This is a genomic window from Limosilactobacillus agrestis, assembly GCF_014145585.1.
GTDB lineage: Bacteria > Bacillota > Bacilli > Lactobacillales > Lactobacillaceae > Limosilactobacillus > Limosilactobacillus agrestis.
The window spans coordinates 57,547-72,919 of record NZ_JACIVF010000073.1; the positions used below are offsets into that span (position 1 = coordinate 57,547).

14 protein-coding genes are annotated in these 15,373 nt (G+C 36.4%); 5 read left to right on the forward strand and 9 right to left on the reverse strand.

The features are described 5' to 3' along the window. Positions 1–1,325 precede the first annotated feature (1,325 nt). Positions 1,326–1,631: an enolase-like domain-containing protein gene (locus tag H5R88_RS09520; RefSeq protein ID WP_182600898.1), complete on the forward strand. Its 306-nt coding sequence runs from the start codon at positions 1,326–1,328 to the stop codon at positions 1,629–1,631. Between the two features lie 195 nt (positions 1,632–1,826). Here H5R88_RS09520 and H5R88_RS09525 read toward each other — a convergent pair whose 3' ends face one another. Both H5R88_RS09525 and H5R88_RS09800 read right to left on the reverse strand, forming a co-directional pair. Then, complete coding sequence (locus H5R88_RS09525) at positions 1,827–4,058, reverse strand: ATP-dependent Clp protease ATP-binding subunit (protein WP_220477611.1); 2,232 nt, start codon at positions 4,056–4,058, stop codon at positions 1,827–1,829. Between the two features lie 109 nt (positions 4,059–4,167). After that, entirely contained in the window at positions 4,168–4,389 is a 222-nt protein-coding gene (locus tag H5R88_RS09800; protein WP_231795359.1) for a transcriptional regulator, read from the reverse strand. A 502-nt stretch (positions 4,390–4,891) separates the two neighbouring features. On the opposite strand from H5R88_RS09800, the gene H5R88_RS09530 reads away from it, so the two are divergent. The 4 genes from H5R88_RS09530 (at position 4,892) to H5R88_RS09545 (ending at position 7,909) form a co-directional block, all read left to right on the forward strand. Then, on the forward strand, positions 4,892–6,079 hold the full coding sequence (locus tag H5R88_RS09530; protein WP_182600899.1) for an aminotransferase class I/II-fold pyridoxal phosphate-dependent enzyme: 1,188 nt from the start codon (positions 4,892–4,894) through the stop codon (positions 6,077–6,079). A 1-nt stretch (position 6,080) separates the two neighbouring features. Then, positions 6,081–7,076, forward strand: coding sequence for a D-2-hydroxyacid dehydrogenase (locus H5R88_RS09535; RefSeq protein WP_182600900.1), 996 nt, complete (start codon positions 6,081–6,083; stop codon positions 7,074–7,076). 67 nt (positions 7,077–7,143) lie between these two features. Beyond that, positions 7,144–7,572, forward strand: coding sequence for an OsmC family protein (locus tag H5R88_RS09540; RefSeq protein WP_182600901.1), 429 nt, complete (start codon positions 7,144–7,146; stop codon positions 7,570–7,572). 151 nt (positions 7,573–7,723) lie between these two features. Beyond that, entirely contained in the window at positions 7,724–7,909 is a 186-nt protein-coding gene (locus H5R88_RS09545) for a hypothetical protein (RefSeq protein ID WP_003665308.1), read from the forward strand. Between the two features lie 32 nt (positions 7,910–7,941). On the opposite strand, the gene H5R88_RS09550 is transcribed toward H5R88_RS09545, so the two are convergent. From H5R88_RS09550 to H5R88_RS09575, 7 genes are all read right to left on the reverse strand, one after another. Then, the gene (locus H5R88_RS09550; protein WP_182600902.1) at positions 7,942–10,092 is read right to left on the reverse strand and encodes a peptide cleavage/export ABC transporter; all 2,151 of its coding nucleotides are present in this window, start codon (positions 10,090–10,092) and stop codon (positions 7,942–7,944) included. 257 nt (positions 10,093–10,349) lie between these two features. Beyond that, positions 10,350–10,508 carry a hypothetical protein gene (locus H5R88_RS09555; protein ID WP_182600903.1) on the reverse strand — a complete coding sequence of 53 codons (159 nt, stop codon included), beginning with the start codon at positions 10,506–10,508 and terminating at the stop codon, positions 10,350–10,352. A 240-nt stretch (positions 10,509–10,748) separates the two neighbouring features. Continuing rightward, positions 10,749–11,516, reverse strand: coding sequence for a LytR/AlgR family response regulator transcription factor (locus H5R88_RS09560; RefSeq protein WP_182600904.1), 768 nt, complete (start codon positions 11,514–11,516; stop codon positions 10,749–10,751). Positions 11,517–11,523: 7 nt separating this feature from the next. Next, entirely contained in the window at positions 11,524–12,576 is a 1,053-nt protein-coding gene (locus H5R88_RS09565; protein ID WP_231795363.1) for a GHKL domain-containing protein, read from the reverse strand. A 251-nt stretch (positions 12,577–12,827) separates the two neighbouring features. Further along, positions 12,828–12,953, reverse strand: coding sequence for a hypothetical protein (locus H5R88_RS09805; RefSeq protein ID WP_255316889.1), 126 nt, complete (start codon positions 12,951–12,953; stop codon positions 12,828–12,830). Positions 12,954–13,262: 309 nt separating this feature from the next. Continuing rightward, positions 13,263–14,657: a L,D-transpeptidase family protein gene (locus tag H5R88_RS09570; protein ID WP_182600906.1), complete on the reverse strand. Its 1,395-nt coding sequence runs from the start codon at positions 14,655–14,657 to the stop codon at positions 13,263–13,265. Positions 14,658–14,760: 103 nt separating this feature from the next. Continuing rightward, positions 14,761–15,373, reverse strand: a 613-nt coding sequence (locus H5R88_RS09575) for a C40 family peptidase (RefSeq protein WP_182600907.1), incomplete at its 5' end; no start/stop codon positions are given.

The window sequence follows — 15,373 nt, forward strand, 5'->3', positions numbered from 1 at the left end:
TGTTTTGTTGTTGTGCGCTAATTTATTGTTATTAAGCAGCAATTGAGGGTTACGATTGTGCAGGCTCCGCAACAGTTGATTACTCATTGGCCGTAGCCTATTGAGTTTCTTTACTAATCATTAGCTGGTTATAATTGTGCAAGTTATTAACCAGCAGTTGCCTAGACATTAGTTGTAAGTAACTTGGTCGTTACTTACTTGTGCATTATTTTAACGATTATCAGCGTGTAGATCTGTCGTTGAAGTGGTAGTGATGACACCTGCTATTAAGATTGCCCCCGCAATCAAAGCAGGTGAACGCTAATTGTTTATATCCAAAATCCCCATTTTCATAAACCCCCGTTTATGAAAAAATATTCAAGATAAAACAAATTATTCATGCAAGGCTTATTACCTAATGACTTAACAGTTCCTACTATATCAAGGTTTTAGGGAATTACAAGGAAGGTACTTTTTTTAACGATAGTTTTTGCATTTTTACTATTCATCCGTTAAGTAGCCAACCTTATAAGCTAAACTTCTATTTATTAATTACGTGAACAAATCTTAAGTCACGGTCTAGAAGCTACTTTCACGGTATTTTCGAACTAATTACACGATTAGTGAAAGAATAAAATCACAAAACTTAATTTTAATTTTCTAAATAATATTTATATTCAAAAAAAAGTTAAAAAATTTTCAAACTATTCCTGCGATAATTATAGAGGATTAAACTACCCTTTATTCATCCCTAAATCCAGTTAATTTAACGCTTACAATCATTTTAATTTGTCTCATTATCAGACTTTCGCAAATCAAATAAGTAGCTATAATTTTACTAATTCCAAGCCATCATTTAACACATGATATCCTCGGAAAAGGCTAATAAATAAGCATTTCTTTTAATTTATATTTTAGAAAAAGTGTTTCTTTTAATCCATTTTTATGATTAAACAAATGAATTGATAAGCCAACAATAGTTTTAATCCTATTTTTGCCCTTTTTTAGTTATTTTTTCTGATAAATTCTCACCAGTCAGCAATTATTTTATGCGTATTATTCCACTTTTTATTCCAAAATAAAAATGAACACAGAAGATTTTATACTAATTGCTCTCCCTGATAAAGGTGGTTTCACTGGTTACTGTGAATGTTCTGCATTTAGTGTTTTATACTGAAGAATTTAGGCATAGTGCCTATACCTTATTAAAAGATACTCTGATCCCTTTGTTACTCAAGCACGAAATAACCATTCCTGTCCAACTAACAACTCTTTTTTGCATGATTAAAAGAAATAATATGGCTAAAGCAGTAGTCAGTACTGCAACGTAGGACCTAATAGAAGCGTTGGCAATTAGCATCGGAATCCAGCTTTCCCCAACAATTCTAGTACAAAAGTTCCAACAAGCAATAAAAGCTGGTTATAAGCGAGTCAAAATTAAACCAGGAGCCGATTATCGATACCTTAAAGCAGTGTGCAATGCTTTTCCACAATTTATGCTAATAATCAATGCTGCTTCTGCTTATCAATTAAAAGATGCTGACCACTTGAAACAACTTGATCAACTTGGTAGCCGGCAAATAATCAATATAAAGTTCCCGTTATTCCTTTTCAGGTTAGATTGGAACACTATTTCTTGCTATCCTCATTAAAGAAAATACACTTTAACTGAAAAAAGAGAGCATGAGAGAAGCCGTAAATGACTTCGTAGTCACGCCCCCATAAACACAAATAGGCCTCAAGTCTTCGGCGTTCCCGAATATTTGAGACCTATTTATATATCGTGCTGTTAACTTTTGATCTATAGTAGTCTTAAGCCCCAGCCCTTCATTTATACTAAAGGAGGATTACTTTTCGTCTTTCTTATCTTTGTCGTCAGACTTCTTGTCGTCTTCCTTTTTTTCATCATCTTTCTTTTCTGATGGTGAAGTATATTCCTTACTATCGTCTTTTGAAGCATCCTTAGCATCAACAATTACGAGTTGGCCATCCTTCATTTCAGCAACAAGGTGCTTTGCATCAAGGTGGTCAAGGTAGTAATCAGTTACCTTATCACGGATTTCACGTTCGATAACCCGACGAAGAGGACGGGCACCCATGGCTTCATCGTAACCTTCATCAATAAGGTATTGCTTTGCAGTATCAGTAACCTTAACATCCATGCCCTTCTTAGCCAATGTCCGGTTAACTTCAGCAAGCATTAAGTCAACGATTTGCTTCAAGTCTTCCTTAGTTAAGCTGTGGAATTCGACAATTGCATTGAACCGGTTCAAAAATTCTGGACGGAAGTAAGTAGTTAACTTCTTAATTAAGTCTTCTTCATCTTCGTTCCGACCCATCTTAACTGGCGCATCGTTGGAGTAACCAGCATTTGATGTAGCAATGATAACAGTATTCTTAAAGTCAATAGTGTTACCTTGTCCATCAGTCAACCGACCATCATCAAGTACTTGAAGCAAGAGAGTGATAACTTGTGGGTTAGCCTTTTCAATTTCATCAAGAAGAATGATTGAGTAAGGGTGACGACGAACTTTTTCAGTTAAGGTATTACCGTTATCTTCATAACCAACATAACCAGCAGTAGCACCAATCATCTTAGATACAGCTGTCCGATCAGAGTATTCAGACATATCTAACCGAATAATATCATTTTTACTACCAAACATATCAAGAGCTAATTGCTTAGCAAGTTCAGTCTTACCAACACCAGTAGGTCCAACAAAGAGGAAACTACCAATTGGAGAGTCGCCTTCATCAAATCCGGCCCGGTTCCGACGAATAGCACGAGCAACTGCTTCAACAGCTTCGTCTTGACCAATAACCTTGCCTTCAAGCCGCTTGTCCATGTCCTTTAAACGTTCAACGTCACTAGCACCAATCTTAGAAACTGGAATACCAGTCATTTGTTCAACAGCCTTAGCAACGTCTTCTGGAGTAGCAGTAACCTTTTCGGATTCAGAATTTTCACTCAACTGCTTCTTCAAGTCAGAAATCTTTTCCTTAGCATCTTGTGCAGCCTTGTAATCTTCCTTCTTAGCAGCTTCCTTTTGCTTCTTTTCTTCTGCCTTGATATCCTTTTCAATTGCCTTGGCATCACGAGCAGGGTGCTTTGCTGCAAGATGGGCAGCCGTCATATCGATCAAATCGATTGCCTTATCTGGTAATGCCCGTTGTGGCATGTATTGGACAGAGTAATCAACTGCTGCTTGGAGAACATCATCTGGTAATTTTACATTGTGGTGACGTTCATATAGATCACGGATACCCTTTAGGATAGCAACCGTGTCAGCCTTACTTGGAGCATTAACAGTAACAGAATTGAACCGCCGAGCTAATGCAGCATCCTTCATAATGGTGTTTCGGTATTCGTCTTGGGTTGTTGCACCAATAACGGTTAATTCACCACGAGACAAAGCTGGCTTAATAATGTCGGACATTCCCTTGGAGCCGTTACCATCACCGGTTGAACCAGCACCAATAATTTGATGAATTTCATCGAAGAAGAGGATAATATTTCCAGCCTTCTTAACTTCATCAATCAACTTTTGCATGTTTTCTTCAAAGCTACCACGGTATTGAGTACCTGCTTCAAGGCCAGAAATATCAATACTAATAATTTCCTTATCCTTAATAGCAGCTGGTACATCACCAGAAACAATTGCTTGGGCTAATCCTTCAACAACAGCGGTCTTACCAACACCGGCATCCCCAACTAATACTGGGTTATTCTTTGTCCGCCGACTTAAGATCTCAGCTGTTTCTTGAATTTCCTTATTACGTCCAATAACAGGATCAAGTTCGTGTTCACGTGCTTCTTGAGTTAAGTTACGTCCTAACTTATGTAAAATACTGTCTTTACCAGCGTTAGGTTGAGGGCCTGGTTGACCACCTTGTTGAGGATTTGCCCCGCCAGGCAATTGACCAGTCCGACGATATTCAGCAAATTCTTCTGGTGTTACTTCACGACCATTAATCAAGTAACGCCGATTATCAGAATTAAAACCATTCATGCCACCCATTAATTGATTAAAGATGTCATTCATGTCATTGTCAAATGGATTCATTGGATTTTGAGCCATATGTAACCCCTCCTCAATTAAATATAATAATTTTCTAAGTTTCGTAGTCTAAATATTCTGAAAGTCAAAAATGCATCTGACCTCCTGTGGCTACAGTAACGCCACAATCCTATTCGAGGTAATGCTCTTCTAGTTCTTTTAGGACCTCCCACATGCTCTTGTCTTGAGCACGAGCCAAGGCATCAAGATCACGCAGGTTAAGCGAGGTCGAACTAGACTGTGGTTTGTTAAACGATTTGTGTAAAGTCGTGTAGCCATAACCGGAACGCTTGGAAACTTGATAGATAGTTAAGTGGTTAACGTCCAAATAATGTTTGATATCGATCCGCATTACTACCCACTTCCTTTACGATTCTTATTGTACCACATCTGTGGAGTAAGGCAATAAAAAAGGCTCAAAATAATAAAAAAAATTGTGAGATATAATTTTGACATTAAATTAAAAGCGAACTAATAGTTATAAGTATTTTGCCGTTTTATTATATTTACATTTGTAGCCAATAAACAATTTTGTAATTAACAATAATTCCTAATTATATCTTGACATAAATTAAAAAATGATTAGAATTATTAATAATCAGTTAATCAAAAGGAGGACACAATAATGATCACTGCGACAATTCACTTGAATCAAGCGTATGTCTTCTGGTTTAGCGCGATTACCATCCGCTAACCAGCAGTGATTTTATCATTGTGATGTTTTCGGATGCCCCCAACATCCGAGAGCCTCTTTTATACTCATTCCAATCTGATCAAGAAGCCTTGGATGTTATTCTTATAGCATTCAGGGCTTCTTTTTTCTAAATTTACATATTATATAGGAGGAACTTATCATGCCAACTACTAAAAAAGGAATTCTTGGTCGCCTTAACAATAATTTCGCTAAACTTACTCCTGGTGGAATCCGCGAATTTGACTACCAAGTCAGCACAATTCCTGGCATCATTAAGTTAACATTAGGAGAACCAGACTTTAATGTGCCAGATGCAATGAAGCAGGCCGCAATCGACAGCATCAATGCCAATGATTCACACTATGCTCCAGGAAATGGGACCTTAGCACTACGCCAAGCAATCGCCCACTTCATGCAAAACCGTTACCAGCTTGACTACAAGCCAGAAAGTGAGATCGCTGTAACCGTTGGCGCCACGGAAGGAATTTTCGCTTCTCTTTCTACTATTATTAATCCTGGTGATGAAATTATAATTCCAACCCCTACTTTCCCCTTCTACATGGCAGTTACCAAGATCCTGGGTGGAATGCCGATTGAAGTTGACACAAGCAATGATAATTTTGTTCTTACTCCTGAAAAATTACAAAGCGTGCTACTAGAACATCCTAACGCAAAAGGAGTGGTCCTCAACTATCCTTCTAACCCCACCGGTGCTACTTACACCCAAACGCAAATTAAGGCACTAGCCAATACAATTAAGTCAACTAACCTGATTGTAATTGCTGATGAGATTTACTCTGAACTCGTTTATGACGGTACCCATACTTCAATTGCTAATTACATTCCTGAACAAACGCTTATCTTAAATGGGGCCTCAAAGTCACATGCAATGACTGGCTACCGCGTTGGCTTTATCGCTGGTCCGCAAGAATTGATGAAAGCAGTTAGTGCAATTCACGCGATGCTAGTAACTGCGGCCTCTAACCCGGCAATGGCCGCCGCAGTTGCTGCATTCGGTACTGACGAAGGAAAAACAGCTACCCAGGAAATGAAAGCAGCTTATCAGCAACGGCGAGACGTTGTGGTTAATGACCTGCAAAAATTAGGATTCAAGCTGATTAATCCTCAGGGAGCCTTCTATGTTTTCGCTAAAATTCCGAAACAATATGGTGATGATGACCTTAAATTCGCGACAGATCTCGCTAATGAAGGTAAAGTTGCTGTGATTCCCGGCTCCTTCTTCGGTGCTGGTGGTCAAGGCTACATCCGAATTAGTTATGCGACTAGCATGGAAAACTTAACTGCCGCTCTTGATAATATTGCTACCTTCATTAATAAGGAGAATTAACATGACAAAAATCTTAATGACAAGCGTGCGGGACGATGAACAGGCCGCCATTAAAGAATACGTCAAAGAACATAACGTTAAAATTTTAACGACACCAAAATTGATTGATGATGCTGTCGAATTAACTGCCGATATTGATGGACTCGTGATTCAGCAACGCAGTAAAGTTCCAGCTGATATTTATGAAAAATTACATGCCAATGGTCTCAAACAGATTGCGACCCGGACAGCCGGTTTTGACATGCTCGACATCAAAAAGGCTAACGAAAATGGCTTAATCGTGACCAATGTACCAGCATATTCACCGCGGAGTGTCGCTGAGTTTGCATTAATGCAGATTTTCCGGTTACTTCGGAAAACTTACCGCTTTGACCACCAAGTCGCTGAAAATGACTTCCGCTGGTTTAGTGATGAACAATCAACCGAAATTCATACTGCCACGATTGGGATTGTTGGTGTTGGACGCATTGGGGGAACTCTGGCAAAACTTCTTCATGCATTAGGTGCTACTGTCCTAGGATATGACACAAATCCACGCACTGACCTCAATGGAATTGTCCAGTTTGTTTCTAAAGAAGAATTACTAAAGCAAGCCGATGTTGTTAGTCTCCACGTCGATTTAAACCCAACTTCCAAAGGATTGTTGACTGCTAACGACTTTGCAATGATGAAACCAACTGCCGGTTTGGTCAATGCTAGTCGCGGTCCTGTCGTTAATACAGTTGATTTAGTTGCGGCCCTAAAAAGGGGAACAATTGCAGCAGCCGCCCTTGATACTTTTGAAGGTGAAGAAACGGTGGCGGCCACAAATCGTCGAGAACAAGGGCTTGATGATCAGCCCCTTATTAAAGAATTACACGAAATGGATAATGTTATTCTTACTCCTCACATTGCCTTCTTTACTAATTTAGCGGTCAAAAATATGGTGGATATTTCACTTGATGATGTGATGACAATCCTTAATGGAGGAAAATCACCTCACGAAATCAACTTATAATTGAGCACCCTCATTGACCAAAAGTATCGTCTCGATTACACTATGGGTATTAAAGGAGGGCACGGTTATGAGTAAATATAAAGTAACAGCAACTAAGACAACAACGGGAATGCAAGTTTCAGCCGGTACCCGTGGTTTTGAAATTACCTTTGATGAACCTGAAAGTACAAATACGGGGATGAACCCAGTAGAAATTCTTCTTGCGTCATTTGGTGCTTGTCAAGCAATTACTGCCCAGGCCTTAGCTAAAAAACGTAACTTTGACTTACGAGCTTTTTGGGTAACGATCGAGGGCGATCTTGGTCGTGAAGACGTTGCTGATGGAAAAAATGTCAGCAAGTTTACTGAGATCCGTTACCAACCACATCTTCGCAGTAGTGAGTCTGATGAGGACATTAAAAAGTTCCTCGCTGACGTTGCCGCAAAGTGTCCCGTGGAAAACACCCTGACCTACGGAACAAAATTTGTTCAAGATGGATTTGTAAAAGTTGATTAGTTGAAAAAACGCCTTGGCTTTTTCCAGGACGTTTTTCTAAATAGGCAACTTATACGAATTCTGCAAGAAACTTAACGAATTTTGCAAAGTGTCCTTTAAATTAGATCTTTCCTTATAATAAGGTACATATACTGTCTTAGGGGGAGAACTAATGAAAATTCACTTCAATAAAGACTTTTGGCGTGACGGTTTCTTTTACATATATTTATTACTTTTATTTCTATGGATTGCTCCATTTTCAGATGGTTCGCTTCCATTAGATGAGTCGCTACTATGTATCTTCTTTATAATTTTTACTATCGGTTCAATGCTCGCAATTATGTTTAATAAAGACTGAAAAAAGGCTCCAACAGCAATGTTCGGAGCCTTTTATACATTCCATAAATCATAATATTCTTGATGATGATTCAAAAGTTCTTGGTGAGTTCCCTGCTCAATGATTTTTCCGTTGCGCATTACTACTACTTTGTTGACCTTTTTAGCAATCGAAAGGCGGTGGGCAATAAAAATCATTGTGCGGTCTTCAATCTTAAGCAAATTCTCAACGATTCTTTTTTCAGTAATTGAATCTAAGCTACTTGTTGATTCATCGAAAATTAAAACACGCGCAGAAGTTAGGAGTGCTCGTGCAATCGTCAAGCGTTGTTTTTGACCACCAGATAATGCGGTTGCTTCTTCATCTAGTTTTGTTTCATATTTTAGGGGCATCTCTTGAATATCGTTATAGATTAATGCCAATTTACATGCATTATCGATTTCTTCAGCAGATACATCACGGTCTAATCCCATTAGCAAGTTATCTTTGATTGTTCCCGAAAATAATTGTGGCGATTGGGGTAAGTAATGCACATACTGTCTAATATCGCAAAGATTAATCTCTGTTGTTTTATGCTGATTAAATTCTATCTGTCCTTGAGTAGGTAAGTAAAAGCCAACTAACAACTTTGCCAAGGTCGATTTACCAGAACCGCTCAATCCTACAATTGCCAATTTATCATTACAACTAATTTGAAGATTGATATCCTGTAAAATTGGACGATTATATTCATATGAATAGTCAACATGCTGAATGTTTATCGGACCTATCAAATCTGTTTGATCCTGAGAATTCGTATCTGACTTTTCGGTATCAACTTGCAGCACTTCATTTAATCGGTTATTCGCTACCTTAGCTTCTTGGAGTTTAGGTTGAAGATTAATAATATTTTGTAATGGACTGATAAAAAAGGCCAATAATGCATTAAAGGCCATCAATGTCCCAATACTTAAGCGATCCTGAATTACCAAAATTGCTCCTTGAAAAAGAATGATTGTTACTAAGCTGTATTGAATCCACATTTTAATTGCATCCTGAAAAGATTTAGTTTTAACATATGTTAGATTCTTTCGTAAGAAATCTGCAAATTGTTTTTCAACATTTTTATAGCGAATATTTTCAAGTTGCAGTACTTTCAACGTCTCTACTCCCTTTAAATCCTCGATAATGGCAGAACTTAATTGAGCATTACTCTCCATTTGTTCTTGATCCAGTTTAGCAAAGCGCTTAGTAAAGGCATAGATGATAATGATATAAACTGGAATGACACTAATTGTGGTTAAAAATAATGACCGATCATACAAAGAGAGAACAATTCCAATAATCGCCATCACGCCAGCATCTAAAAACATTGAAATAATAGTACTTGATAAGGCATCAATAATCTTATTAATGTCATTAAACCTTGAAGTAATTTCCCCTGTTTTTCTTGTGGAGAAAAATCTCATCGGTAAACGATAAACATGGTGTATATATCTAAGGCTTATTTGTGATGTTAGTTTTTGATCTAGCCTAGTCAAGAGAACGTCTCGTAAATAGTTAAAAAGAGAGTTGAACACATAGACTACCAATAAACTACCAGCAAAAATCGCTAAGCCATTAATATTTTTCGAGGGAATAAAACGATCAATAATTAATTGGAGATAGTATGATCCAACGATACTTATGAGGGTAATTAATAATGCCGCAATGACAATTCCTGATATATCTTTTTTATAATTAGTTAATTGTCGAAACATCGTCATTAATCCAGCTAAAGGCTCTTTTTGTGGCGTATATCCCTTAGCAGGCGAAAAAAGTAAACATACACCTGACCATAAACGACCAAATTCATTCCGAGTCATTTTTTGTACTTTCGTAGCAGGATCTGGATCAGCTACATAGATGTAATCTTGATCAGCCTTAAAAACGACACAGTAATGAAGTAAATCATCCTTAATCACATGCGCGATCAACGGGTAAGTAATTTCAGGATCATCAAACAATGATATATCTGCTTGAATGGGAATAACGTCTAATCCAAGATGTTTTGCTGCTTTTACAAGTCCTAAGGCGGTAGTTCCTTGCTTAGTCGTCCGTGCTAAGTCCCGTAATTTTGCGATCGGGTAAACAGACCCAAAATTGTGCAAAATCATTGCTAACGCGGCGACTCCGCAATCTGCTTCATCAACTTGAGCTACATAATGAGGATAATTGATTTTCATTCACCTTGCTTTCTAATTAGACAAAGAAATAAAGTCCAAAATTAATAATGATTCTGGGCTTTATATTTTTATAAGATACTATTTATTTTTAAATAAAATTCGTAGAGCTGCAAAAATACCAATGATTGTGCAAGCTATACATATAATTATTTCATAAATGTTACCTGCTTTAGGAATTGCTAAGACCCAGAAGAATGTCACTATAATATAGATATAAAAATCGTGGTTAAATTTCATAATCATTAAATTATAAATTATTAGTGAAATGGACTTGCTTGATAGCCTGCGTAGCAAGATTGAGCCCATTTGTTCAGGGAATTAACAATATCTTTAACTAGTTCATTAACCTGTGAAGAGAGACTCCATCCACCAGCAACCTTGCTTAATTCATCGAAGTTTAATTTACGATAAGTCATTTTAATTACCTCCTGATACGATAAAGTTAGGATTTTAACATTATGTTCCAATGCATAATACCTTACTTTGATCCCACCCTTAGTATATAAGTAAAAATTTTCTCTGTGTCATTTTGCAAAATTTGTAAGTCCTTCTGCAGAATTCGTAGTAAAATTCTTGAAAACGTTTACTAAAATTGTTTGACAATAAAAAAGAAACCACGACAGCTTTTTGTCACAGTTTCTTTGAAAATAAAGTAGTTAGTGGTTTTCCTTTTCGAGAAAATCGACTAATGATTTTATTTTTCGATAACTAACAGTCACTTTAATTTCTCGATTCTCATCAAAGTAAACTACACGTTCTTTACGATTAAATTCTTGGATTGCTTTAGGATTAATAAGAGTACTCTGATTAACTTTCAATAAATGTTTACTATCAACTTGATTTAGCTCACCATGATACTCAATTCGAATATCCTTTCCAACGATCCGTAACCGTCGATTTGTATTTTTTACTGATTCAATATAGTAAAGATTTTCCAAATCAATTTGGCGTTTTACACCACGAATAGGTTCATAGGTAATTTTTTCGTGGTGTTTTTGATTACTACTTACATAATTCTGATAGCGAGCATATGCCTCATCAATATCAATTCGGAGACGATCCGCAATTGACTCAATCTGCTTACCCTTTGATATATAATCAAATGGCTCAATTCGGCGCGAAACAGTATAAGGTAAATATTCTTGATATGCAGTTACAAAGATAATTTCGGCAAATTCAGCCCTTTTGCGGATTTGCTCCGCAACATCAATCCCACTAAGTTGATTGTCTAGCTCAATGTCTAAAATCGCTAAATAAGCCTCATCTTTGATACTATCAATCACTTCTTGCGGATCATTTGTCTGCAAATATAATTCTATGTCATAACTATTTGGAGTAGCGTTAATCAATTTTCGCTGAGAAACTAGACGCTCAGTATAATCAGCTTGATAATCATCATTTTCCAAAATAATTACTTTTAACATTTTATTCTCACTTTCCCTGAATAAAACAAGTCATCATAATTACCTTATCTTTAACTTCCGCTGAAAAAGAATAATGGTCATCATTTTCTACCAACTGGGTCACATTTGAAAGGCCAATTCCTTGATGCCCTTCTTTAGTCGAATGTTCAAATTTTAGTGCAGTATTAATATTAAGCTTTTGTTCAATCGAATTAGCAATTACCAATTCATAAACTTCTGGACTGTGCTTAAGCAATGCAAACTGAATATATGGTTTAGCTTGTTTAAAGGTTGCTTCAATTGCATTATCCATTAAAATTCCAATTATCCGTGCAGTTTTTATTTCTGAACCCGGCAACTCGTCGATCTCAGCATTAACTTCAAACGAAAACGGAATACCTTTTTCTACTATTTTATAAGCCTTTTCCTTAACAAGATTATGCAAGCCGGAGATTTTAATCTTATCTAATGCATTATCAATTTCACCATAATGCTTTTCAACTGTATCATTTTGAAGAAACGTCGTTAATAATTCTTCGGCTTCCTTATCTTTATGATCACGAATGTATCCTTGAACACTGAGAAGCATATTACGTGTATCATGACGTTCACGCCGAATCTCATTGTATTGTTTATTTATTTTGTGGGCACTAGTAATTTGTGCCTTATAGTTATCAATAAGTCGCTGTTGATGCTGATTTTGTTCACTGCTTTTAACAAAATTAAGAAAGCCAACGAAGGATATTATAATGATTATAAAATACATTATTAATAATAAAGAAGCATATTTATTAGCGATACCTTCTTTTTCAGCAATAGCTGTTAACCAAATGTATAGCATAAAAAAGACAGCAGTTATTTCCCATAGATGAAAGGGGCGAGGAAAGTTTTCAATAAATTTATTAATCTTAGGACGAACTAATTTAAGTATTAAAATACTAACAATAGTTGCAGTAAGAAAATCATTAAATGGAATTAGCCATCCCACTAAAGATAAATCTGTATTTTTTTGTATAAAAAGAACATAAGTACAATGGTCAACTAAGTCAAAAAGAGACGACAGTACAACTGCTGTAAACATCGCAAATATACTGTTTAAAAGGATATACGGATTCATTTTAATTCTATCAAATAACCATAAATAAAAAACTATAAGTACTATATAGAATGAACTTAATATAAATGCACCTATTAGTAAAATAATAATAGAAACACCACAATCAATTAGTATTTTTTTTACAGTTAATTCTTTTACTAGCAACCTATAAATTATTATTATTTCAACAACATTTAAGAAGTCTGATATAAATGATTGAAAAAATGTTAATTGAATCATCCCTTAAGCCACTGTCTTACTGTCTTTTTCCAACCATATTTTAGCCACAAAGAATAACCCCATCCACCATATAGTTTGAGTAGTTCTTTTTTTGTTAAAATTTTATACTTTTTCTCTAACATGATTAAATCCTCCCATAACATTTTAAAATTAATTATTATTTAATATTCCTACTAAATTCGCAATAATTAACATCACTAAAAATACCATTAAATTTAGCGGTCCTGCATGCAAAATGCAGTAAATCAAAATTAATCCAACATAAAATAGATTAATAATTACCAAATTTTTCTTCTTTTCTAAGTCCATCGTTAAATCCCTACTTTACCCATCCCTCAGACAAGGCGAATGAAATAATAATTGTTAATATAAAACAAACAACCGCAATCATTATTGAGCGTTCAGCACTTGGGCGCATAATAAATTCTCCTTTAGTAGATAATCACAGGCTCATTTTTCTGTAAGTCGTGAAAGGCTTGTCCGGCAACATCTGGATGCATATTGATACATCCATGCGATCCGCCACCTTTAGCGAGGTAAGCTTGTTTCGACCAATCATGACGCCAGCTTGCATCATGAAATCCACATCCACTATCAGTAAATGGTGACCAATATTGGACCTTACTTGCATATTTCGAGCCATCATCGTTAAGGCCTCGAAGGACAGACGGTGTTTGCTGGTACATGATATACCAGACGCCTTTTGGCGTCTCATTATCTTTGTTATTGGTCCCACTAACAATGTCAGTGCTAAGAACGCATTTACCATCCTTATAGAACCATGCATGTTGGTCGGCTAACGAAACTTCGGCATAGGTATTACCGATGCCATTATTGGTTGTAGTCTCATAACCTGTTCCATGCTGATTATATCCCTTACCATAGATATCATTTTTGGCATTTACTGTTTGCTTATTTGCAACCAATGCATTTGTAAGAGTCTTTCCAGCTTGTTTTTTACTGATCTTCCAACCATACGAGCCAGCATCTGTTGTTTTGATCACTGATCCATCATGGGTTTTGAATTCAAATGATTTGCCAAGAGTTGCTTGGGTATTATTAATTTCATCAATCTTTGAATTAGCTGCTCCAGTGTCAAAGTGATATTTCCCATTTTGATATGTTGCTCTGGTAATAATTTCACCACAATTTAATTGATACTTTTTGTTTTGTACTTGGTATGTGGCAGTTCGTTTTGATAATTCTTCGAGCTTTGCTTTTTCATTCTGAACAGTTTTACTATTTGCAGAAAGCGGAGCTTTGTATACTGGCCTCAAGTAAAGAGTTCCGCCAGCAATCTCATTCTCAACTTTATTATGCAAACCATCTAAACTGTATTGAGTACCACCAACTGCTGGTTTTACTTGTACTCGGCCATTTTCGTATACAGCGTAAGCATCAACAGGAGCTTTTCGACCATTATTTAATTCTATTACCTTTTGCCTGACTGCTTGATCAATCTTTGATACTTCATCTTGATTAATGCTTTGAGGCTTAACCGCAATATTCTTTACCTTAGATGATGGGAAAAAAGTGTATTGGCTATGCAATGCATTTACAATTTTTTGTTTATCAGCATTACTAAACTTTGCTACTGATTGCTTATCCGTAAATACTAACTCATTGTTAACATAAATTTTTGGCGATTGTGGATTATCTTGTAACTTCTTTAATGCTTGCTTAGCAGTCAAACCACTAACCGACACATTATCAATCTTAACATTCTTATTAAAATGACGACGCTGGTGAATAGTCATGCCGCCAACCACCAGCACTAATAAGCACAATGTGATTATTATTAGTTGTTTAATAGATAGTTTTTGCATAAAAGTACTCCAACTTAATAATTTAAATATAGAAATGCCCTACACACTACACCATTATAGCAGTAGGGTTTTCTATATTAAACTAGAAGAACAAATTTCTTAATTATAAAACACGACGTGCAAAACTAGGCATCCAATAACGCATTGGTTGTTCCTTGACTGTTTGTCCTGGTTGCGGTGCAAATAGTGTATTGCCGTTACCTGTATAAATTCCGACATGATATACACCTCTAGAATTACTCCAGAATAGTAAATCACCCGGTTGTAAATTACTAAAACTAACACTATATCCGCGTGTAGATTGTTGAGCTGCTGTTCGTGGTAGGTTAATACCAGCTTGCCTGTAAACATATTGAACTAAGCCTGAACAATCAAATGAATTAGGTCCGGTCGCCCCATATACGTAAGGCTTACCAATTTGCTGACGAGCTAGTGAAATAATTTGCTCTGCTTTAGAACCTTGAGTAGTCGGAGTTTGTGTTGGATTAGTTGGAGTAGTAACGCTCATTCCATTAAATGAGAAATTATTTGAATCTGTTCCAAATGTTTGACCCGTACTTAAATTCTTGATTGCAGCATAACGCCGAGCACCGCTATAACTCATATACGATACCCAAAGATACCCATTTGCTACTACTTTTGAATCATACGTAAAACTTTGACCACCACTGTATTGAGCCATTATTGCTGCCGAAGTACTTGGCGCTTGACGGATG

Bases quoted from the DNA above. Each gene is read 5' to 3' on its own strand.
- H5R88_RS09540 (WP_182600901.1), top strand. From the start codon at position 7,144: ATGAGTAAATATAAAGTAACAGCAACTAAGACAACAACGGGAATGCAA.
- H5R88_RS09800 (WP_231795359.1), bottom strand. From the start codon at position 4,389: ATGCGGATCGATATCAAACATTATTTGGACGTTAACCACTTAACTATC.
- H5R88_RS09545 (WP_003665308.1), top strand. From the start codon at position 7,724: ATGAAAATTCACTTCAATAAAGACTTTTGGCGTGACGGTTTCTTTTAC.
- H5R88_RS09530 (WP_182600899.1), top strand. From the start codon at position 4,892: ATGCCAACTACTAAAAAAGGAATTCTTGGTCGCCTTAACAATAATTTC.
- H5R88_RS09535 (WP_182600900.1), top strand. From the start codon at position 6,081: ATGACAAAAATCTTAATGACAAGCGTGCGGGACGATGAACAGGCCGCC.
- H5R88_RS09805 (WP_255316889.1), bottom strand. From the start codon at position 12,953: ATGTTAGAGAAAAAGTATAAAATTTTAACAAAAAAAGAACTACTCAAA.
- H5R88_RS09570 (WP_182600906.1), bottom strand. From the start codon at position 14,657: ATGCAAAAACTATCTATTAAACAACTAATAATAATCACATTGTGCTTA.
- H5R88_RS09555 (WP_182600903.1), bottom strand. From the start codon at position 10,508: ATGACTTATCGTAAATTAAACTTCGATGAATTAAGCAAGGTTGCTGGT.
- H5R88_RS09525 (WP_220477611.1), bottom strand. From the start codon at position 4,058: ATGGCTCAAAATCCAATGAATCCATTTGACAATGACATGAATGACATC.
- H5R88_RS09550 (WP_182600902.1), bottom strand. From the start codon at position 10,092: ATGAAAATCAATTATCCTCATTATGTAGCTCAAGTTGATGAAGCAGAT.
- H5R88_RS09565 (WP_231795363.1), bottom strand. From the start codon at position 12,576: ATGTTTACAGCAGTTGTACTGTCGTCTCTTTTTGACTTAGTTGACCAT.
- H5R88_RS09560 (WP_182600904.1), bottom strand. From the start codon at position 11,516: ATGTTAAAAGTAATTATTTTGGAAAATGATGATTATCAAGCTGATTAT.